Origin of the sequence: Marinobacter sp. F3R08, assembly GCF_018860425.1 — a bacterium.
GTDB lineage: Bacteria > Pseudomonadota > Gammaproteobacteria > Pseudomonadales > Oleiphilaceae > Marinobacter.
Map to the genome: position 1 here is coordinate 242,709 of NZ_JAHKPI010000025.1, position 21,993 is coordinate 264,701.

Here is a 21,993-nt window from a genome sequence, read left to right on the forward strand (position 1 = left end):
CGACTAAGGCGCTATAACTGCGGAAACGAAACTAGGATGTTTCGCTCCATTCATATAAAAAGACGAACGAGGTTGGATATGTTCTACAACAATAAATATCCGAAAACCCTATTGCTGAGTGCCGCTGTCGGTGTTGCCAGCATGGGGCTAAGTCTGCATGCCAGCGCTGATCAGTACACTGAGGCGGCTGAAAAGTGGGTCAATGAAAAATTCAAGACATCCACGCTCACAAAGGAAGAACAGATTCGTGAGATGGAGTGGTTCGCCAAAGCCGCTGAGCAGTTCCGGGGCATGGATATCAACGTGGTTTCCGAAACCATCGCGACTCACGAATACGAATCCAATGTTCTGGCCAAGGCGTTTTCCGAAATTACCGGGATAAACCTGACCCATACACTGATTCAGGAAGGTGATGTCATCGAGAAGCTCCAGACTCAGATGCAGTCCGGACGCAATATCTACGACGGTTACGTGAACGATTCAGACTTGATTGGCACCCATGTCCGTTACGGAAAGGTGGTGGCCGTTGAAGACATCATGAATGGTGCTGGCAAAGACCTCACTCTTCCTACACTGGATCTTGAGGATTTCATCGGACTGGACTTCACCACCGGGCCCGACGGCAAGCTCTATCAACTACCTTCGCAGCAGTTTGCCAACCTGTACTGGTTCCGCGCCGACTGGTTCGAGCGTGAAGACCTGCAGAAGCAGTTCAAAGAGATTTATGGCTACGATCTGGGGGTGCCGGTTAACTGGTCCGCCTATGAGGATATTGCCGAGTTCTTCTCGGTTCACGTGAAGGAAATCGACGGTGAGCGCGTTTATGGTCATATGGACTACGGCAAGAAAGATCCGTCTCTTGGCTGGCGCTTTACGGATGCGTGGTTCTCAATGGCCGGTGCGGGCGACAAGGGGCTGCCAAACGGTCTTCCTGTAGATGAATGGGGTATTCGCGTTGAAGAGTGCCACCCGGTAGGTGCCAGTGTCAGCCGCGGCGGCGCAACTAACGGTCCTGCTGCTGTGTATGCCACCGCAAAATACGTCGACTGGTTGCGTGAATACGCGCCCCCTGAAGCTCAGGGTATGACCTTCTCTGAGGCGGGTCCTGTTCCGGCCCAGGGTAATGTTGCCCAGCAGATCTTCTGGTACACCGCGTTTACGGCAAGCATGATCAAGGACGGACTGCCGGTTGTGAACGACGATGGCACACCCAAGTGGCGTATGGCGCCGTCCCCCCGCGGTCCCTACTGGGAAGAGGGCATGAAGCTCGGTTATCAGGACGTGGGTTCCTGGACCTTCCTGGACTCAACGCCGGAGAAGCGTCGTCTTGCTGCGTGGCTGTACGCTCAGTTCACTGTATCCAAGACGGTGTCTCTGGAGAAAACCATTGCAGGTCTGACTCCGATCCGCGAGTCTGACATTGAGTCTGAGGCGATGACGGAGATGGCTCCGAAGCTCGGTGGTCTGGTGGAATTCTACCGTAGCCCGGCCCGTGTCCAATGGTCCCCAACGGGCACCAATGTGCCGGATTACCCGAAACTGGCACAATTGTGGTGGCAGTACATCGCGCAGGCCGCCAGCGGTGAGGCTACTCCGCAGGAAGCCCTCGATGGTCTTGCCAAGGCGCAAGACCGAGTGATGGAGCGGCTGGAACGCGCCAATGTACAGCCAAACTGTGGGCCGAAGCTGAATGAACCACGAGATCCTCAGTACTGGCTTGATCAGCCCGGCGCACCCAAGCCTAAGCTGGCAAACGAGAAACCCCAGGGCAAAACCGTTGCCTATGATGAGCTGTTGAAAACCTGGGAAGAGGCGCGCTAAGGCGAGCTGATTTCCTGTAAAGCCATGCCTGTCGCAACAGAAAACGTTGCGGCAGGCAGAGCTCCATTCTTACGTTGACGTTGTTTCGTGTTGCAGGAAAGTTGTCAGAGTCGGACTGGTTTGCCAGCCTTCAGGCGACGCTCTTCCCATTCTTCCCGGGTCTGGGCGGCCTGTTCACCGGACATTGAATCGATGATGCTGAAATAGTCGGCACTATACTCATCGGCAATGACGGTATTGCGGGGCTTCACTTTGACAACATAGACGGTCTGTACGTTCTGATGATCAAATGCCCGCCAGTACTGTTCGTCTTTCAGAAGGGTATATCTGTGTCCCTCCAGAGCTTTGATAAGGAGAGAGGTGTTGGTGGTGCCGGTTCTCTCAACGGCATCCTTGTACTGGTAAATAATGCTGTAGGCCGAGGCAGCAGCGGTTGATGGCCGCACTTCATAGCGCTTCGAGAAGGCCTCCACAAATTCTGTTCCTCTGGTGTAGTTGAGCTCGTAAGGCACGTTCCAGACCCAGGGTGAACCGCCGATTATGCCTTCCATAATGGTGGGCCCGACCTCTCGGGCCATGCCCAGAGTCAGGTTGGGTACGACAATCTGCATTTTCTTGGTAAGCCCCATTTCGTAAGCAACGTTCAGGGCCCGCACCATGTCATCGCCAAACAGAACCATCATCAGGACCTTGGCGTTGCTGGCATCGGCCTGCTCCAACGCGTCACGGAAGTCGGTGATCAGCGCTCTGGGGAATGGCGTTTTCACGCCTTTATGGCGTTCAGTATCGTCGGTACCGGAAAACTTGCGAACAGATTCTTCCACAGACCAGCCCCAGGTGTAGTCGGCGGTGATGTAGAAGTAGTCGTCGTCGGAGTGATTCGTGCTCAGGTACTGGCTGAGTGCCTTTGCGGTCATCCAGGCGTTGTAAGGCTCGCGGAACATATGAGAATGGCCTTCGGCACCTGTGGTTGCATTCGAGTAGGTGAGTGCTCCGAAATAAAGGCGGTTGCGGTCACGAGCGGCTTTGCCTGAAGCAATGGCTACAGCACTGGAAACACCGCCGAAGACCATCCGCACGCCCTCACGATCGATGAGTTCGGCTGTGTTCTTTGCGCCCTGGGCCGGTTCGCCACGGGTATTCCTAACCACCAATTCAAGCTCGCGACCCATGACGCCGCCCGCCTTATTGATCTCGTCAACGGCCAGGAAGGCGCCCAGGCGTTGCTGCAGGCCCTGATCCTTGTAGCGACCGGTTTGGGGATAGTTGAGTCCTATTTTCAGGGTTTCGGCATAGACAGTGGTACTAGCCAGCAACAGCAGGCAAGCAGAAAAGAGTGCTTTTCTGAGATTCATTCAGGTTGGCCTCCGGAATTGCGGCGCCACTGGAGAAGGGGCCGCTATTCATTTTTGTTGTTTAGTTAAGCGCAGCTAGTGTCAGCGCTGATTATGGAACCAACAATGAGACTAAAGTGGAAATTTGGGTAACGTTTTGTAGGTTGCCGGTTAGGTAAGGTCTGAATCCTGTCGGCTCTGAGAGCGAGCCCGGGCTTTGAACGACTGATCGGAAAACACATGGTGTCCCAGCAAGTTGCCTGAAGCGTTCTGTTTGGTTTCCGCACAGTGACTGGATACACTTCGCACAGGAGTGGCACTGAGGCCATTGTTGAGTGGAGTTTCTGCTGTGTGGAAATTGAAAGGCGCTGATCACAGGTTGTTGCGATCCGGAATTCAGGGTTTGGTGTTACTGGCCGGGGGGGCTCTGTTTGCGCCTGTTGCAAGTGCCGAATGGTACCAGTATTCGGATACGGCCATGACCACCCCGATCGAGCTCGAATTCTGGGCAGAAGACAAGACCTTCGCGGATCGGGTCGGGGAGGATGTCTTGGCGGTATTTCATCAGGTGGATGAGCAGATGAGCCGTTACCGCGAGGATTCTGAAGTGTCCCGGCTCAATCGCACTGCACCCGATGGTCCCATATCCGTAAGTTCCGGCCTGTTTCAGGTTCTGGAGAAAGCGAGGGATGTGTCCGTTCTCAGCGACGGCGCGTTCGACGTCACCTTTGGTTCCATCGGTTACCTGTATGACTTCAGAGCGGGTAAGAAACCTACAGACGAGGAGATCCAGTCCGGTTTGTCGCGGGTGAATTTCCGTGATGTCCTTCTGGATCAGGAGGCGCACACCGTCGAATACCGCCAGCCGGGTATGCTGGTGGATCTTGGCGGAATTGCCAAGGGCTACGCTGTCGACCTGGGTGTCGAGCACCTGGTCAGCTCTGGTATTCGCCATGCCAGACTCAGTGCCGGTGGCGACATGAGGCTTCTGGGCGATAAACGTGGGCGGCCCTGGTATGTGGGAATCCGGGATCCCCGCTCCGAAGGCCGCAATGCAGTGGTTTTGCCGCTGCAGGATGTGGCTGTTTCTACCTCAGGCGACTATGAGCGGTTCTTTCTGGATGAGGCAGGGGACCGTGTCCACCACATACTGTCTCCCGTCACTGGCAAATCGGTCAGGGGCGTCCAGAGCGTGACGATCATTGGCGACAATGCGTTAACCACCGATGGCCTGTCTACCGCGGTGTTTGTTCTGGGGCCTGAGAAAGGGCTGGAGATGATTGAGCGTCTGCCTGGCATCGATGTGGTTGTTATCGATGATCAGCGCATGATGCATGTGTCAGAGGGGCTGGTTCCCCCTCCATCCAGGTAGGGGGAACCGCAGGATCAACCGCTGATCGTTCCGTTCACGAGGTTCTCGAATGCGATCAGGCTATCTTGTGATGTGGCATTGCCCAGCCCGTGACCGTTGAAACGGGACCCGAAATCACTTTGCTCCCCGTGCAATGCCATATAGTTGAGCAACACGGTCTGAACCAGCTGGTTAACGTTATTGGCGGCAGGGCTGGATGCGGTTTCGACAGAGGCGTCTGAGCGCATGAATCCAATTTGTCTGCGAATCGGGCTTGGGCGGCCAGCCGGATTGTAGACCATAAAAAATGAGGCGGCGGTCTGTTGGTTGTCGCCAGTCCATTCGCCCTTGCCACGACCGTCCGTTGAATCGTCAATACGGCCATTGCTTGATACTGAGCCATCACTGAATACGTAGAGCATCAGTGGCATGCCCACCCTTGCCGCATATTCCAGGCACGCGCCCATGCAGCGTCCGGCCTGCTCGTCCCGGCGCTCTCCGGTTCCGCGCTCCCCGGTATGGTAGTCATAGCCGCCCATGGTGATTGTCCCGGCACCTGCGTAGCCATTCATCACCAGCTTCATCACCGATGCGGTTTTGCGAAATTCGCTGTTGTTGTCGAACTCGTCGCGGCTGAAAATTCCAGTGGAGCCGACGATCTCAAGATCCAGTTCCGGATCCAGTTCTGCCGGATTGCCGAACCGATCTGCCAGATCGGCACTTTTTATGTAACCGCAGCGCACTAGGTCCTTGACCACATCGTCAGTGGAAATGCCCGTGTTTACCTGGTTCATTTTGGCATCGCTGATGCGCTGTATGGATTCCATGACAGCCACCGCATCCGACTGATCGAGAATGCCGATGAGGTCGCCTACGTCCACCAGCCCGGTGGCATCCGATGGCCGGTCAATCTTGGTGGGGCGAACCTCAGGATTGATCAGATTCATCGGTGCCAGTGAATTGCCACCGGATTCCGAGCTCTGGGAGCCTATAAGAGAGAGCAGAGAGCCGTCCGCGCCGGCACGATGAATCCCGTACATCGGGTTGTGGGGATTGTTGCCGGTGTCGTTTTCTGAGCGAGCGGCAATGATGGCTCCGTCTGTCGCCGCCCGGGTGCCTGCTGATGTGCTCTGCAGAATACCCCTGAGGAAGGCGCTGTCAGAATGGAAGGCCAGGCCCAGCTCCGTGTTCACGAACGCGGGATCGTTGGGAAGCATGTCACCCGGCAGGCCTAGCTTGTTATAGCCCGCGGTGCTCAGGAAATCCATTTGCCCGCCTGATTTGCCCATCAAAACGTTGGAGCCAGCAATATTGGCGCCACCAGCCAGATCAAAGCAGATAAATGGGATCTTTCCAGCGCCATTAACTGCAATGCCGCAGCTTTCCTTGAGTGTTTCCAGATCCGCTGATAACGCGGCTGAAGCCAATCTCGGGTTGCCGAACAGACTGAACAGCGAGGCACCGAAAACGGTAGCGGACCCTGCCATCAGGCCCTGGGCAATGAACTCACGGCGGGTTCTCGGTTTGCCGTGATCATCGTGGAGCAGTGGACTGCCGTTCGCCAGAGGCTTTTTACGGGATTTGCGTATGAACATGATCGGCTTCCTCTACTGAACCAGGGTGGTGGCGCTGCCAAGCACAGCTGCACAACTTGCCTTTACGACCGTTTCCGTGCGGTCCGCCGGGCACCCGGCACCACAGCTGGTCAGTTTATCCATCAGACTGCTGAGCTCGGCCTGAATGTCACCATCGCTGGGCTGTGAATTCAGGTTGCTGCCCACGAAACGGGACAGGAGTGGCCCGGTAATCTGGCTTTTTCCACTGTGATCAAATGCGCTGCTGGCCGGGGCGTTGAAATCAAACCCCGGGAACATTTCGTCCCGAAGCTGGCTATCGGACACCAGTGCGTCGCAATACTGGATTGCCATCTGAGTAACGGCCATCTGGTGGGATGACAGGAAGCCCTGGACGGTCTCTACAGTAGGCAGCTGTTGCTTCACCGTTGTATAGGTCGCGAATACTGCCGGGTTGGTTGTGTCAACGCCGGTCATCCGGGACATGGATTCATTGATTTCGTCAAAGGTCTTGAGGCCAATCTCCGAAGCCGGTTCCAGATCCGCAGGCTCCGGCTGCGCTGGCAGAGACGGCTCTGAGCGGGCATAGTCATTGCCGCCCAGCTGGTCGAACGTCAGGAAGAACTCGTCGCTTTCAGGACCATTTTCCAGGGCAATGATGGTGCCAAGAGACGACAGCGACTGGCCCGTGCCGGGTTCATAAGTCGCACTGTCCAGAACGACGTCCAGGTTAGCCCAGGCTTGTCCAACGGTGGCTTCTTTGCCATTGATGCCCAGCCGCATGCCCCGGACCCGGATATTTGATGGCTCGGCGGCATCATCCAGACTGATGAAGAAGGGACTGGTGAACCTGTAGGCGTAGCTGTCGAACTGGCTAACCTCAAACACGATGAAACTCTCAGGTACATCAATGAGGTGAGAGACTCCGAACAACAGATAGAACTTCTGGCCAACACCCACTTCAAAGTTGGCCCGGACCTGTTCCGGTGTCAGCGCTCGATTGTGGATGGCAACCATCCGGATAGCGCCTTCCCAGGGTGAGTTGCCATCGGTCTCGTTGCCTAATACCAGGGCAAAGCTGTCGTCCCATTCGGTTAACAGTCCGCCGTCGTCCGGATCGACATCACCGGTCGGAACCCCATTGACAAATATCTGGCGTCCGGTCGCAGGACTGTAGTTCACCACAACGTGCTGGAGAGTTGCCTGCAGGAGCATGTCAGCGTCCTGGGTGGCAAAGGGCGTATTCTCATCACTGGTGGTGCTGCGATGCAGTGCTTCGTATCGTTGAAGTGTTTGGCTGAGCGTGACGTTTCGAGTGGTGGATGAGCCTGAGTAGGTCACGATTCGGGCATCTTCCTGCGTGATGTTCGCGGGGGCCACCCAGGCTTCGATGCTGTACTCGCCGGAGGCCGTCAGCAGGGTGTGGAGTTTCTGGCTGGCGGTTGTACTGCCCTGAGCCTTGCCGGCCGGGACCGTGAAACCTTGCTCATCTTTGCCCTCAGGGCCGAGGTCGATGCCCCATCCACCAACCCAGCCGACATTTCCGCTCAGGGTCAGATTCAGGGCCGGAGACACGCCGCTGGTATCAAAGGCAGTCTGGCCCTCACCGAATTTGAATTCGTAGAGTGCAATCACGTTGTCTTCAAAGCGACCGCCTGAGTTGGCTAGCAGGCCGTCATTCTCAAGCGTAAGGGCCTTGCTCGCAACCAGCGCGGAATCTACTGGCTGGGCGGTCAGGTCCTGGACCATTTCAAGGATCTTCAGTTCCATCAGATCTGCGGAGGCTTCACAGTCATCATTCCAGCAGTTGTGGAAGTCATAGCGCAAGCGCTCAACCAGTCGGGATGCACCAGGATCCATAGGATCTATGCGACTCTTCGCCTGATCATAGGCCGTGGTGACATCGGCACTGGCAATATAGGGGGTCTGGCCGTTATCAGCGTGACAGTCACTGCAATACTTTCTAAGTTCGGGGTAGACGGTGACGGAAAACAGCGAGGTATCCACGGGAAGAGCAACAGTGGCGCCAGGCTCTTTGAGTTCCGGTGCTTCGAGTTCAACGGTTTTTGCAGCCCCTTCAGAGCCGCCGGCCCAGTTCGTTATGTAGGTGGTAAGAATGTCGACGCAGGCGGACGTGCTCTGTAACCAGCAATTGTGGCCACCGGCCACCTTGGTCACCATGATGGACTGGGAAGGATTGCTCAGGCTGACAATTGTGTTGGCCTGCGCATAAGCAAGATTGACATCCTGCTCGTTTACGAACGTTGGCGCCTGACCATTGGCACCATGGCATGCGCCGCACTTATCCTGAGTTACCAGATTGTCCCAGACGGTGCGTTTGAAATTTGTCACGTCATCGGTCGAAGGGCTTGGCCCGTTGTAAGTGACCGATCCGGACCCCCCGGAAGTATTTGGCAATTGTTCCGTAGCTTCGCCACCGCAGGCAGAAAGCACGAGGGCCATTGTAATGATGGCAAGGGTCGATTTGAGGGCGTTCATGGAAATCCGTTCAGGTGTCATCATAACGTCCTTACTCCCCCATGCAATACACAGCGGATTCTGCGAATACCTGTTTCAGCTTGTAGCCCTGACCGGCAAAGCTGGCGACCATACTGCTTATCTGAGAGCGATCCTCACTGTCGGACGGCGGTCGCAGGCAGACATTCTCGAACACCTTTGTGACCTGACACTCGGTAAAGGCGTCGGAATGAGCGAATTCCATACCCAGACTCTTGGCACCGCTGCCCGAGCCTGGCAGTGACGGATCCCAGCCCAGTCGGCGATTCGATCCCTGGCGCCAGTAGTTATCCCAACTGTCATCCGGTGTCACATAGCCCTGTTCGAAAGTTGCAGAGTTGATATGGTACTTGGCCTGAACTCTGGAACCAGTTTCAGGATCCGTTTGACCTACCGCGTTGTACACCAGACGACCAAGATCTCCGTCAGGATCGGTGTTCTGGTCGTATTCGTAGTCGTAATAGGCAAAAGCCTGGGCCATGGGGTCCATGCCCGTATGGCAGCCAACGCAGTTGTTGAGAAACACCCGACTGTCGCCACCCGGACTGCGAGATACGTCCTGACGAATACGATCTGTAGGCAGCGTGACATCCGCTACCTGTTCTAGGTCATTGCACATATGATTGATGAGGGTGAACCGGAACATGGCCCGGTTTGTTCCTGCGCTGAAAAAGGCTTTCGCCGAGGCCCGAGAGGTGATGACTCCGGCGGTGGCAGCGGGGGGCAGGCCGTTGAGGTTTGATTGTGACCTCGCGACGAGATTATCCTTCAGGCTGGCTCCACTGGTCTCCAGCGATTCATAGTGATTGTTGTTGCTTGTGGAGTAACTGGGCAGGCTCAGAGTCGGGTCGCCGACATAGAGAATATCGTCGTAAAGGACCTTGCGAAAATCGTCCTCATCTCTGACCAGGCCTATCACTGTAGCAATGTAATCATTTAACGGCACAAACTTCGACATCGCCTCGTTGGTCCAGGGGGCAGAGAAGTTTTTCAGGGTGACGTCATAGAAAGCGCTGTCATTCATGGCGGTAAATGCAGCGTTCAGAGCGTTGCCCGAGGTAATGTCAGCGGCCATGTCGTCAAGCACGCTCTCGGATGGAGGAACGCCGGCGATCCGGTCGTGGATGCGCTTGGCCTGTTCCCGTGGGCCTGCGTTAGCCAAGCCTGCCTGCACAGACACTAATGCGACGAGAACTGCGGTACTGCAAGCCTTGCCAAGCAGGCTTCTGATCCTGTTCCGGGCGGTCATGTCCTTTCCCTCGATGTTCGGTAGCATGGGCACATTAATGCTTTTTGACAATTGTTAAAAGTTTACGGCTTGCTATATCCTTGATTTTGAGTTGTCGGCCACGTTATTACATTGCGTTACGTAAAACCCTTGGAGCATGCCAGCGGAACCGGCTTAGTTTATGTCATGGAATGTCATCCGAAACAGGGTTTGTCACGTTGGAAATTAAGTCACCCATTCTACAGATCTCTTTCAGTGCGCGCCTTGCTATTGCACTTGGCTCGGTCGGGATGTTGTCTGGTTGCCTGTCGAGCAGTGACAGTCAGCAGGTGGATCCCGTTGTGGTTGAGAACCCTGTAGCCTACATTGAGCGAACCCTTCTGTTTAATGACAACACGGGTATGCTGGTGGAAGACAACCTGGCGGATCCCATGGCTTTTCGTCCGGAAGCCCGTCTTTATCTGAAGACGCGCGCAACTCCGGATGCGGAGACCCGTGACATCTCTTCCCGCGCGTTTGCGGGGGCCCAGTTCCTGGACGATAACGACGATTTGCGTTACGACGTGAAGGACCTTCATGCGTCACATGATGGGTCCAGATTGCTGTTCGCTATGCGCGCTCCGGAAATCGAAGACGCCGATGATGAAGACCAGCCGACCTGGAATATCTGGGAGTACGATGTCGATACCGATGTCCTGCGTCGGATTATCGACTCTGATGTTACCGCCCGGGCAGGTCAGGACGTAGCGCCTGCGTATCTTCCTGATGGCCGCATCGTTTTTTCCTCTACTCGTCAGCGGATCTCCAAAGCCGTGTTGCTTGACGAGGGCAAGCCCCAATACTCCGGACTGGATGAAGAAGGTCGCAGCCCCGCGTTTGTTCTGCATGTTATGGACGAAGATGGTCAGAACATTGAGCAGATCACGTTCAACCAGAGTCACGATCTCGATCCCATGGTGGCGTCTGATGGCACCATCGTATTCAGTCGCTGGGACAATGCAGGCCAGACCCGTGACAACGGTGTAAACCTTTATCGTGTAAATCCTGACGGGACCGGCTTGAGTTATCTGTACGGCCGTCATTCTCACGATTGGGTGCCTGACGTAAATGATGTTCAGTACCTGCATCCTCGCAAATCGGACAGCGGCGATTTGCTGGTACAGTTGCGGCCTTTTGAAAGCGGTGATTACGCGTCGGTGCCGATTGAAGTTAATGCCGAACAGTTTGTTGAGGCCAATCTGCGCATTGACGGGACAGAGGATGATTCGGGACAACGCCCGCTTGTGCCCGGAGTGGGCCTGAATGGACAGATGTCGCTGGAAGGGAGTTACGCATCGGTCTCGCCATTGCTGGATGGCACTAACCGCTACCTGGCTAGCTGGACACCCTGTCGATTGCGGGAAATTGCTACTGAGCAGATCGTCAATTGCACAGAAGATCGCCTTGAGTCCGAGGACTATCAGCCCGCGGAGCCGGTTTACGGCCTCTGGCTACTGGATACCAACAGTGAAACCCAGCGGCCGATCGTTCCACCGGTGGAGGGCATCCAGTTTGATGAAGCGGTCCTTATGAAGGATCGTCCCCTGGAACATTTCATTCCGGAATCTCAGTTTACCGGTGCCGAGGGCGCCTTGGGAGATGAAGGCTATGGCATTCTGCATATTCGCAGTGTTTACGATATAGACGGGGTTGATACCACGCCTTCGGGCATTGAGGTGATGGCTGATCCAGTGGAGACCCCTCCTGAGCAACGGCCAGCCAGATTTCTCCGTCTTGAGAAGCCTGTGGCTATTCCAGATGAGAACGTCCGGGACTTTGATAACAGCGCCTACGGTAGGAGCCGCGCGCAGCTGATGCGGGAAATACTGGGTTATGTGCCGATAGAGCCGGATGGTTCGGTCAAAGTTGCAGTGCCTGCCAATGTGGCATTTGCTGTTAGCGTGCTGGACGAGCAGGGTCAACGGATCAGTGCCAGGCATCAAAACTGGCTGACAGTTCGTCCTGGAGACACTCTTGAGTGCTCAGGCTGCCATAACCCGGACAGCCCAACACCTCATGGCAGATCTGATGCCGGTCCGGAGCCCGTTTGGGGTGGGGCGGCAACAACGGGGCGGGAGTTCAGGAATACCGACACGGAACTGTTTGCCGATATGGGCGAAACCATGGCGGAGGTGTTTGCACGGATCAGGGACATTCGCCGGCCATCACCAGATGTGGTTTATGTCGATGAATGGTCCGGCGAAGCTGTCGATCCAAAACCGGAGAGTTTTGCGCTTTCCTACGCAGATCTGGAGACTGCACCGCCTATCTCTGGTGTTTGTGCAATCGAATGGACACCGAATTGCCGGATTGTGATTAATTATGAACAGCATATTCATCCGCTCTGGAGCGTGAACCGGGAGGTGTTGGATCCGGACACCATGGCGGTGGTGGATGACTACAGTTGTACCAGTTGTCACAGTGATAGCGATGCTGCCGACATGGCTATGGTGCCGGCGGCGCAATTGGATCTGAGCGATGGTCCGTCACCGGATGAACCTCTGCACTTCAATGCCTACAGAGAGCTTCTGTACCCGGACAGTGAGCAGGAACTGGTAAACGGCGCTCTGATTGACCGGCTTGTGGATTCCGGTGAGGTGCTAAGGGACGAGGAGGGCACACCCATTCTTGATGCAGATGGAAACGAGCAGCCCATTCTGGTCACAGTTCCAGTGCAAGCCTCCATGTCGGTCAACGGTGCCCGTGCGAGTGATTTTTTTGAGGTGTTTTCGGAGGAGGGGACTCATAGGGATTTCCTCACACCGGCCGAGCTCAGACTGATTTCAGAATGGCTGGATATTGGCGGCCAGTATTTTAACAACCCTTTTGATGCCCCGGCAGACTGAACCAAGGACCCACATTCGCGCCATGCCCATTGTCATTCTCATGTGTGTTTTGTTGTTGCCCGCTCAAAGCTGGGCTGGCTGGCTATGGGGCCAGGGGGATGAGGGTGCGGCTCAGGTGCAGGTAACGGAGCCCTATATTACCTGGCGGACCGGGCCGGCAATTGGGTACCCGGTTTTTCATACCAGTGAAAAGGGTGAATGGCTGACCATTCAGCAACGAAAGACCAGCTGGATAAAAGTAACGGACTCCCGGGGCAGGGAGGGCTGGGTATCCGTGGCTGATATGGCCCAGACGATTGATGCCACAGGCAACCGCATAGAACTTCGGGTACCGGATTTCGAATCATTCGGTAACCGGCGAGTCGAAGCCGGAATAATGATGGGACAGTTTGACGGTGCCCCGGTCACCGCAGGTTATGGCGGCTTCTGGATGACGAGGAATCTTTCAGCAGAGCTCTGGGCTTCCCAGATTCTGGGCAGTGCGTCTGAGATCAGAATGGTCAATGCCAATCTGCTACACCAGCCATTCCCCCACTGGCGGGTCTCACCTTTTTTTACGCTGGGCATCGGGCATATCTGGGTAGATCCCAAGGCCACTCTGGACCAGCCGGAAGAGCGTGATAACAGCATTGGCCATGCTGGCCTGGGGGTCAGGGCCTACATTACCGATCGATATTTCATCCGTGCCGAAGTGAAGGACTACAAAGTATTCACTAACCGGTCCACCAACGAAGAAGCGACAGAATGGAAAATCGGACTAAGTATCTTTTTCTGAAACAACTGGGCCTGGTGGCCGGTGTCTGTGTTGCCTCAAGCGCCGCAGCGCAGGACGACCGTCCTCTGATTGAGCCTGATGTCACTCCGGTACCGGTCACCGAAGCGTTGATCGATACTGAGAACTTTGAGATCGGAGCTTTTGTCGGCGTGCTGAATATCGAGGATTTCGAATCGTCTCTGGTGTATGGCGGCAAGCTCACCTATCACCTGAGTGAGTCCTTCTTTTTCGAGGCCGGGGTGGGTCTTGCGGAGGGGGGCGAAACCAGTTTCGAGAAATTGGCCGGCGACGTGGAAGTGCTTACCGACAGTGACCGGGATTACCTCTATTACAACATCAACCTCGGTTATAACGTGCTACCGGGGGAGGCGTTTTTCACTGAGAACTATGCCTTCAATACCAACTTCTATCTGATTGCGGGAGCGGGGGCCACCGATTTTGCGGGTGATACCCGGTTTACCCTGAATGCGGGAGCAGGCTACCAGATACTTTTGACAGACAGCGTCTCTATTCACCTTGGCGTCCGGCAGCATTACTACCGGATTGATGTTCTGGGAGCGGAGAAAACGTCCGTGAACACAGAGATCAGCACTGGCCTGTCCGTCTTTTTCTGAACACAGGAGCGATGGCGATGAGAACATCCATGAAATCACTTGCAATAGCGGGCACCCTGGCCTGCATGAGTCCTCTGGTCGCTGCAGAGGCTATCAATGTTCCGGCGCCGGATTTCACCCTCGAAAGCCGATCCGGAGAGAATCTCCGGCTGGAGGAGCATCGTGGGGAAGTGGTTATGCTCAATTTCTGGGCGTCCTGGTGCGGACCCTGCCGCCAGGAAATGCCACTTATGGATGAGCTCTACAGCCAATACAAAGACCTTGGGTTTACCATTCTTGCGGTCAATGTCGATGAGAACCGGGCTGAGGCTCACCGGTTTCTCGAAAAGGTTCCCGTGAACTATCCGATTCTCTATGACCCGGAGAGCTCCGTCAGCGAGCTTTACGAAGTCCAGGCCATGCCAACCACGGTGATGATTGACCGCGACGGCAACGCACGGTATCTGCATTACGGATACCAGCCCGGCTACGAAGACGACTATGAACAGCAAATTCGCGAATTGGTGCGCGAGTAACTTTCGGACGGAACGGCTATGCGAATATCTTCGACTTTCACGGTGGTTGCCCTGTTGCTGGCCATGGTTGCCGTGTCAGGCTGCAGCTCCGTGAAGCCCTGGGTAAAGCCTTATGAGAGAGACAATCTGGCGGATCCTGTCATGAGCCTGAGCCGTCATGGCACAGCGGATTCCTACATGCACCATGTCTATCAGGCCAGGGAGTCTGCCCGGGGAGCGGAAGGTGGTTCGGGAGGTGGTTGTGGCTGTAACTGACGGAACCCGGATAATGCGCGCTTCATGTGTTCTGGTTGCTCTGTTGCTGCCGGGATTTCAGGCGTTGGCAGCAACGCTACCGGTAGACAACGTGGATGTGCTCTATCACCGTTATGATGGTGGCGGTATGGTGATCGACGGTCCCTCAGTGCTCGTGCGTAAAAGCATTGGCTCACAGGTCTCACTGTCCGGACAATATTATGTCGATTCAGTCTCGGCCGCGTCCGTTGATGTTCTGGCCACTGCCAGTCCTTATGAAGAAGAGCGAAACGAATACACCTTTGGCGTTGATTATCTGCATGATAAATCCATTCTGAGCCTCGGCTTTACCAACAGTTCGGAAAACGATTACGAAGCCAATACCGTTTATTTTTCGGTCAGTCAGGAGTTTTTTGGCGGCATGTCCACGGTCACCATGGGCTACGCCAGCGGCTGGGATGAAGTCGGGCGGGTTGGGAACGATTCCTTCAGTGAGGAAGCGGATCGCCGCAACTATCAGCTGGGACTGAGCCAGGTAATTACCCGCAACAGCCTTGTCGGTGTTGATCTTGAGGTTGTTACGGATGAAGGCTTTTTGCAAAATCCGTATCGTCAGAATCGTTATATCGATCCCACTGATTCGACATCGTACCTGTATCAGCCTGAACGCTATCCGGAAACCCGAACCAGCACAGCCGTGGCTGTGCGTGCACTCTATTATCTGCCTTATCGGGCTTCAATCCGTGGCGAATATCGATTTTTTACGGATTCTTGGGGCATCAATGCCCACACCGTTGAGCTCGGATATGTTCATGGATTGAATGAGCGCTGGACCCTTGAGGGTTCTGTCCGTTACTACAGTCAGAATGAAGCCGAGTTTTACAGTGACCTTTTCCCTTATGAGAACTCCCAGACTCACCTTGCAAGAGACAAGGAGCTGAGCTCACTGTCCGGAATGACTCTGGCAGCCGGAGCTGTGTACGAGTGGAGGCAGACCTCTATCCCGGGGATTGATCGCCTTCAGGTGAGTCTCCTGGTGGACTGGCTGAATTTTGACTATGACAACTTCCGGGATGTAACCGCGAGTGGGGATTACCTCCCCGGTGAAGAACCTCTCTATTCCTTCGATGCCCTGGTGACCCGGGCATCGTTGGTTCTTGAATACTGAGAACGCAGGAAGAACGATTATGGCTGATTACTTGAGAAAACAACTCCCTGCGCTGATCGTGGCCTTGCTCCTGGTATTTACCGCGTCGGTATCTGCCCAGAGCAACAGGGAAAGTGGCAATGACGACGCGGCCGTCGCCGAGCAGGTGGAGGCTCTCAAAAAAAAGGTCATCCGTCTGAACCGGGATCTGTTTATTCTGGAAGAGGATTTGCTGTTTCCGGCCAATACCCAGGTCGCCGTGTTTGTCAGCGTTGACACAGGAAAGTTCCTTGAGCTGGATGCGGTGAAGCTGAAAGTAGATGACGAGATCGTTGCCTCTCACCTATACACGGAGCGTCAGGTAACCGCTCTTGCGCGTGGCGGCATGCAGCGACTGTACATTGGAAACCTGAAAACCGGACGTCATCAGATCACGGCCTTCGTTGAGGGTGTAGGGCCGGAACAGCGTCCCTACAAGCAGGCCGCATCTCTTGAGTTCGAGAAAGGCACCGGTACGGCCGCTCTGGAGATCCGTGTTGAAGATCGTTCATCCAACTACCAGCCCTCCGTTTCCATTCTGGAGTGGGAGTAAGCTGCATCGTGGTATCGAAAGTGAGCAAGCTGTTTCGAGGCCGCCTGGTACTGTTTACAGGAATGTTGCTCTGGCTAACGACGGTTGCTTCAGTTCAGGCCGAGGAAACGCAACCCGAGCGGGTGAAGGATCTGCGTTATGGTTGGGCGCTCTACGAGTATCATCAAGGCAATGCCTTCGAGGCTCTGACCCAACTGGCGGTTGCGCGTGAACGCGGTGGCATTGATGGACATGGCGATTATCCGGCCCTAGTTGAAGGCGGGCTTATGTTGTCATGGGGAATGACGCGTGAGGCCAGCAGGGTGTTCACACAATTGCTGGGCGATGACGGCGCGGGCAGTACTCTGGCTCCCGATGTTCGTAATCAGGCGTGGTTTTATCTGGGCAAGGTATTCTATCTCGAAGGTGACCACGCGTTGGCCAGAAAAAATCTTGAGCGTGTGAATGGCGACGTTCTGGCCGAAGCCAACCATGAACTGTTTCGCGAGTGGGTTTACCTTCAGGCGCGGCTCCTGATGATGTCTCCGGATTCCGGCGATGAATCCAAACGGATATCGCTTCAGGCACTGCTGGAAGACACTGATATCTGGGCACTCTACCTCCGTTACAACTCGGCAGTATCCACTTTGGATGCGGGAGACTCCGTTGCCGCCGAGGCGGAACTGAAGAAACTCATCTCCATTATTGATCCGCCTTCCCTTGCCGATGAACCGGATAGAGAACGTCAGGGGATGCTGAGCAGAGCCCGCCTGTCACTGGCACAGCTGTATCTTCGGGAAAACCGGTTTGAAGCTGCGCTGGAGGTCCTTGGGGCTATGTCATTGAGTGGGGTGTATGTTGAACAGGCGCTCTTCGCCTACGCTGTGGCTGCGGCCAGGCAGGGTCAGCCGGAGAGGGCGCTTGATGCCCTTGACTCACTTTCAAACAGGGAACTTTTTTCGCCTTGGCGTCAGCAGGTTCCGTTTGCTCGTGCCTATGTTCTTGAACAGATGAACAAACCGCAGCGAGCATTGTCCGCATTTAAACAGGCGGCGGATCATTATGCGGCCAGAATCGAGGCGCTCAATAACACCAGGGCGCGGCTCAGTGAAGAGAATCTGATGGCGCAGCTCGAGTTCCGTCGCGACAGCGATGGCATTCTCACAGATTCGTTCGGCCGACTGCAGGTAGAGCCTGTCGATTTCAGTATCGCAGAAGTGCTGGCCGAGGAGACATTTCAGCAGGCGCTTGCCGAATTGAACGAACTGTACCAGATGCAGTCCTTCATCGCCGAGAGGCAGGCACGGTTCGAATCATTCCGTGTCATGCTGGAGACCCGTGAGCAGCAGCGCCGGATCCGTATTGCACAAACCCGAGCGGCTCTTGCAAGCCAGCAGGCGGACCAGTGGCAACAATTGCAGCAGGCGTTCAGTGAGAAGATTTCCGCTGCGCTGGCTGAGGAAGATGCCCGGTTTTTCATGACGTCAAAGCAGAAGGCCCTGAGAGAGCGGCTGGATCAGGTTGAGGCAACTCTGGCGGGTTTGCCAGACGATGAGACCACGGCCAGCCAGCGAGCGACCTATCGACGAATGCGTGCCCATTTTGACTGGTGGATCGCGAACGATTATGGAGTGAATCGTTGGGACGCTCAAAAGCAGCTACAGGATCTGGATCGCGAGATGGAGCGCTTCCAATCCCAGCGACAGCGTGTCGAAGCTTTGATGGCAGACGACGCTCGTCACGATGACCTGGCCCAACGTATCACTGCCAGTGAGCAGGAGCTGGAGAGTGTCGGGGAGGAAGTGTCCAACGCATTGCGCAGTGCCCGGCAAAAACTTCTGCACCAGGTAGACAGAATGCTCGAAGCCCGGCAGGAGGAGATCAGTGGCTATCTGCTGGCATCACGTCATGCCCAGGCACGGTTGGCGGATCAGCTGTTCCAGGAGTCTCAAAGCGCAGGTGCCAGCAATGAGTAATCGGACCCTTGCAATGACCGTCAAAGCTGGGCTGATTGCTGGGACGCTTTTGATGGCCAGTGGTTGTCAAATGCTCCAATTCATGGTGCCTGCCGGGGACGACGCGATGCCACAGGTCCGGGAGGGCACTCTGGCCGCGCTTCCGGCGATTGAGTCCCGGGAGAGCAGTCAAGAGACAGACATGCGCATTGAGGTGCCGGCGGATGTCTCCATCGAAACCGTAATGGACAGTTACAAGACCCTTCTGCCACTGATTGATGACCCTCAAAAGCAGGTGGCTATACGGCATCGACTGGCCGATCTGGAATTCCAGCGGGCGGAGCGGAAAATAGCGGATCTGGCCGTCGATGAGCTTTCCGGTGCTATTGACTCATACCAGCGCCTTCTTTCCGAGTACCCGGAGCGCGAGGGCAATGATCAGATCTATTACCAGCTTGCCAGGGCCTGGGAGCTTCGCGGGGCCATGCCCCAGCAGCTCGAAGCATTGAATACTCTGGTACATCGTTATCCCGACTCGGAATACTGGATCGAAGCCCAGTTCCGACGCGGAGACCTACTGTTTACCGATGGCAGGTACCGGGAAGCGGAGCAGGCGTTTGACAAGGTTACCCTGGCCAGCCAGGAGCGCGCGGCCGATGCTTCGTTCCTGGTCAACGCCCATTACATGAAGGGATGGAGCCTCTTCAAACAGGCCGACTATCAGGAGGCTTTGTTCAGCTATGTCGAGGTGCTGGATCTGGTCATGCCGGAGGGGCAGTCGGTGGCGGATGTTGATCGGCGAAACCAGACCCTGATCGAGGATCTGTTTCGGGTCATGGGCTTGTCCCTGTCTTACCTTGACGGAGCGGAAACCCTTCAGAGCTTATTCCGTCAGACTGGCGGGCGTCCCTACGAAATCCTGGTTTACGATCGATACAGCGAGCTTCTGATAGAAAGAGAGCAATACAGTGATGCGATCGACGTCCTTGAGGCGTACACAGAAGATCATCCCTCAAGCCCCTGGGCGCCGCGCTACCATATCCAAATTATCGATACCCTGGAGCTCGCCGGCTTCATCCGGACCATTCCCGAGCGAAAGGCGGCTTTTGTTGGTCTTTACGGTATCTACAGTGACTACTGGCAGTTAGCTGAGCCGGAGGCGATCGAATTTATCCAGCAGCAGCTGGAGCAGCTGTTGCCCGAGTTGGCCGACCGCCAGTATTTGCTGGCAGGTGAGGCCACGGATGCTCGTCAGAGAGAAGATCATTACCGCAAGGCGGCCAGTTATTACGCTGAATTTGCCGTTACGTTTCCTGATCACCCCCGCACGCCCGAACGTCTTTTCCTGCTGGGTGAGACATACCTGGAACTGGAAGACTGGCCCGCCGCGATTGCTGCCTTTGAGCAGGTGGCCTACGACTACCCTGAGGACCGTTTACCAGAACGCGCCTCTGAGGCAGGCTATGCGTCGGTGCTGGCCTTCCGGGAGTACGCAAACACCTGGGCTGACCAACCCGTATCGGAGCAGGTGGCCTATCAAGAACTACAGCAGTTGAATCGTCTGCGTTTTGCAAACGCCTTCCCGGGAGATCCGCGGGCGCCCTCCGTGTATTACATTGCGCTTCAAAGGGAATTTGACCAGAACAACTGGGAAGCATCTGTCAGCATGGCGGCCCGACTGGTGGCCTGGCAGCCAGATCCTCCCGCCGATCTGATCACTGAAGCTTTGTTACTGTCTGGCCACAGCCTGTCCGAACTGGCTCGGTTTACCGAGGCTGAACAAGCCTATCGGGATGCGCTGACGATGTTGGCGGAGGATGATGAACGCAGAAGCACAGTGCGTGAAAATCTGGCCGCAACAGTCTATCGACAAGCCGAGCAGTTGGCTGATGCAGGCAGTGTTGAGGCCGCCGTGAGCGAGTTTCTGAGAGTCGGTACCGCTGTCCCTGAATCCGTATTGAGGGCGAATGCAGAATACGATGCGGCGGCTCTTCTGATCACTGCCAATCTGTGGGACCGGGCGATCAGTGTGTTGAACAACTTCCGTTCGGCCTTTCCAGAGCACGAACTGATTGACACGATTCCTGCAAAGCTGGCGTTGGCCTACCGGGAAACAGGACAGTGGGAGCTGGCTGCCGATGAACTTCAGCAGATGGTTGCCTTGGCATCTACGGAGGAAGAGCGTCGGGAAAACCTGATGATTGCGGCGGAGCTCTATGATCAGGCCGGCAACCGGGACAAGGCGGTCGAGACGTGGCGCAGATACGCGAACAGTCACCCGGAGCCAGCGGATATCTACATGGAAGCGGCTAACCGCCTGGCGGAGCTTTACCAGGAAGAGGATGACACTGAAAAACGGGATTTCTGGCTGCGCAAGCAGATGGCAACGGTTGACGGGAATCCGGATACAGCGGATGAGCGCATGCGCTATCTTGCTGCGTCAGCGTCTGCCATCCTGGCCCGGGATGCCCTGTCGCGGTATGACAGTATTAGCCTGACCCTGCCCCTCAACGAAAGCATGACGGCGAAAACTGAGGCGCTTGAAAAGGCCGTGAATGCCTATCAGAAAACCGCCAGTTATGGACTTTCGTCGTTTGCCACTGAGGCCGGTTATCAGATTGCGCATATCTACGGGCGTCTCGGTGCCGATCTGATGGAGTCTGAACGGCCCACCGGATTGAGTGAACTTGAGTTGGCACAGTATGAGCTTCTGCTTGAAGAGCAGGCCTACCCATTCGAGGACAACGCTATTGATATCCACGAGCAGAATATTCGGCGAGCCCGGGAGGGGATTTTCGATGAGTGGGTCAGGCGAAGTTATGAGGCCCTGAAGGAGTTGTTGCCGGGCCGTTACCTTAAGGAAGAAATAACTTCGGGGGTCGTCTATGAACTGGATTAGGGCCTGCGGACCTGGTTTTCTGGCGATAGTTGTGCTGTCAGGGTGTGTGTCGACTCCGGTGCCGTCCGAGTCGGGCGGCCCGGCCTCAGATCAGGCTGTGCTTGAAGCCTCGTTCAGTGAGGCGGTTCAGGCCATGGAGCAGGGAGAGCTTGGCCTGGCTCGCTCCCGTTTCGAGCAACTGGCCATAGAGAATCCGGAGAAATCCGGCCCGATGGCGAATCTTGGCATTATTGCCTTTCAAGAGGGTGAGACCGAGGCCGCAAAAAAATGGTTTGAACAGACAGTCGCGGTGAATCCGGGGCATGTCCAGGCGTTGAATCATCTGGGCGTTATTTCCCGAAACGCCGGCGACTTCGGCGAAGCGGAACGCTATTACCGGGCCGCTTTGGCTGCTGATCAGAACTACGCGCCAGCGATTCTTAATCTCGCCTTCCTGCTGGATATCTACCTCGGAAACCCCGCCGAAGCCGTTGAGGTTTATGAACGTTATCAGTCGGTTGCTACAGAGCCGCACCCGAGACTGAAAGACTGGATCTTCGATGCGAAAAACCGAATGTAATGTTGGGAGTGTGA

At 55.6% G+C, this 21,993-nt stretch carries 16 protein-coding genes; 12 read left to right on the forward strand and 4 right to left on the reverse strand.

Going from position 1 to position 21,993, the window contains the following annotated elements; translation table 11 throughout:
• The first annotated feature begins 78 nt into the window (after positions 1–78).
• A complete protein-coding gene (locus KO499_RS16480; protein WP_215984852.1) occupies positions 79–1,821 on the forward strand; it encodes an extracellular solute-binding protein in 1,743 nt (580 codons plus the stop codon).
• 104 nt (positions 1,822–1,925) lie between these two features.
• On the opposite strand, the gene KO499_RS16485 is transcribed toward KO499_RS16480, so the two are convergent.
• Entirely contained in the window at positions 1,926–3,176 is a 1,251-nt protein-coding gene (locus KO499_RS16485) for an ABC transporter substrate-binding protein (protein WP_215984853.1), read from the reverse strand.
• Between the two features lie 457 nt (positions 3,177–3,633).
• Between KO499_RS16485 and KO499_RS16490 the strand changes: the two genes are divergently transcribed.
• Positions 3,634–4,527 carry an FAD:protein FMN transferase gene (locus tag KO499_RS16490; RefSeq protein WP_215985431.1) on the forward strand — a complete coding sequence of 298 codons (894 nt, stop codon included), beginning with the start codon at positions 3,634–3,636 and terminating at the stop codon, positions 4,525–4,527.
• Between the two features lie 14 nt (positions 4,528–4,541).
• Here the strand turns inward: KO499_RS16490 and KO499_RS16495 are convergent, their stop codons facing one another.
• Genes KO499_RS16495 through KO499_RS16505 form a run of 3 tightly spaced genes read right to left on the reverse strand, consistent with a single transcriptional unit; the run spans position 4,542 to position 9,846 of the window.
• Complete coding sequence (locus KO499_RS16495; protein ID WP_215984854.1) at positions 4,542–6,101, reverse strand: general secretion pathway protein GspF; 1,560 nt, start codon at positions 6,099–6,101, stop codon at positions 4,542–4,544.
• 12 nt (positions 6,102–6,113) lie between these two features.
• On the reverse strand, positions 6,114–8,603 hold the full coding sequence (locus KO499_RS16500) for a LamG domain-containing protein (protein WP_228340020.1): 2,490 nt from the start codon (positions 8,601–8,603) through the stop codon (positions 6,114–6,116).
• Positions 8,604–8,610: 7 nt separating this feature from the next.
• Positions 8,611–9,846 (reverse strand): hypothetical protein, encoded by a 1,236-nt coding sequence (locus tag KO499_RS16505; protein ID WP_215984855.1) that lies wholly within the window; start codon positions 9,844–9,846, stop codon positions 8,611–8,613.
• A 170-nt stretch (positions 9,847–10,016) separates the two neighbouring features.
• On the opposite strand from KO499_RS16505, the gene KO499_RS16510 reads away from it, so the two are divergent.
• From KO499_RS16510 to KO499_RS16555, 10 genes are read left to right on the forward strand one after another with little or no spacing between them, the layout of a single operon-like run.
• Complete coding sequence (locus KO499_RS16510) at positions 10,017–12,710, forward strand: hypothetical protein (protein ID WP_215984856.1); 2,694 nt, start codon at positions 10,017–10,019, stop codon at positions 12,708–12,710.
• A 22-nt stretch (positions 12,711–12,732) separates the two neighbouring features.
• Complete coding sequence (locus tag KO499_RS16515) at positions 12,733–13,485, forward strand: SH3 domain-containing protein (RefSeq protein WP_215984857.1); 753 nt, start codon at positions 12,733–12,735, stop codon at positions 13,483–13,485.
• Complete coding sequence (locus KO499_RS16520; protein WP_215984858.1) at positions 13,455–14,099, forward strand: outer membrane beta-barrel domain-containing protein; 645 nt, start codon at positions 13,455–13,457, stop codon at positions 14,097–14,099. The genes KO499_RS16515 and KO499_RS16520 overlap by 31 nt, the downstream gene beginning before the upstream one ends.
• Before the next feature lie 17 nt (positions 14,100–14,116).
• Complete coding sequence (locus KO499_RS16525) at positions 14,117–14,614, forward strand: TlpA family protein disulfide reductase (RefSeq protein WP_416240394.1); 498 nt, start codon at positions 14,117–14,119, stop codon at positions 14,612–14,614.
• Positions 14,615–14,632: 18 nt separating this feature from the next.
• The gene (locus tag KO499_RS16530) at positions 14,633–14,869 is read left to right on the forward strand and encodes a DUF4266 domain-containing protein (protein ID WP_215984860.1); all 237 of its coding nucleotides are present in this window, start codon (positions 14,633–14,635) and stop codon (positions 14,867–14,869) included.
• A gap of 13 nt (positions 14,870–14,882) precedes the next feature.
• Complete coding sequence (locus KO499_RS16535; protein WP_215984861.1) at positions 14,883–16,016, forward strand: DUF3570 domain-containing protein; 1,134 nt, start codon at positions 14,883–14,885, stop codon at positions 16,014–16,016.
• A gap of 19 nt (positions 16,017–16,035) precedes the next feature.
• Positions 16,036–16,587 (forward strand): AraC family transcriptional regulator, encoded by a 552-nt coding sequence (locus KO499_RS16540; RefSeq protein ID WP_215984862.1) that lies wholly within the window; start codon positions 16,036–16,038, stop codon positions 16,585–16,587.
• A gap of 20 nt (positions 16,588–16,607) precedes the next feature.
• Positions 16,608–18,542, forward strand: coding sequence for a hypothetical protein (locus tag KO499_RS16545; RefSeq protein WP_323133362.1), 1,935 nt, complete (start codon positions 16,608–16,610; stop codon positions 18,540–18,542).
• On the forward strand, positions 18,535–21,420 hold the full coding sequence (locus tag KO499_RS16550; protein ID WP_215984863.1) for a tetratricopeptide repeat protein: 2,886 nt from the start codon (positions 18,535–18,537) through the stop codon (positions 21,418–21,420). The genes KO499_RS16545 and KO499_RS16550 overlap by 8 nt, the downstream gene beginning before the upstream one ends.
• Entirely contained in the window at positions 21,407–21,979 is a 573-nt protein-coding gene (locus tag KO499_RS16555) for a tetratricopeptide repeat protein (protein ID WP_215984864.1), read from the forward strand. The genes KO499_RS16550 and KO499_RS16555 overlap by 14 nt, the downstream gene beginning before the upstream one ends.
• Positions 21,980–21,993 lie beyond the last annotated feature (14 nt).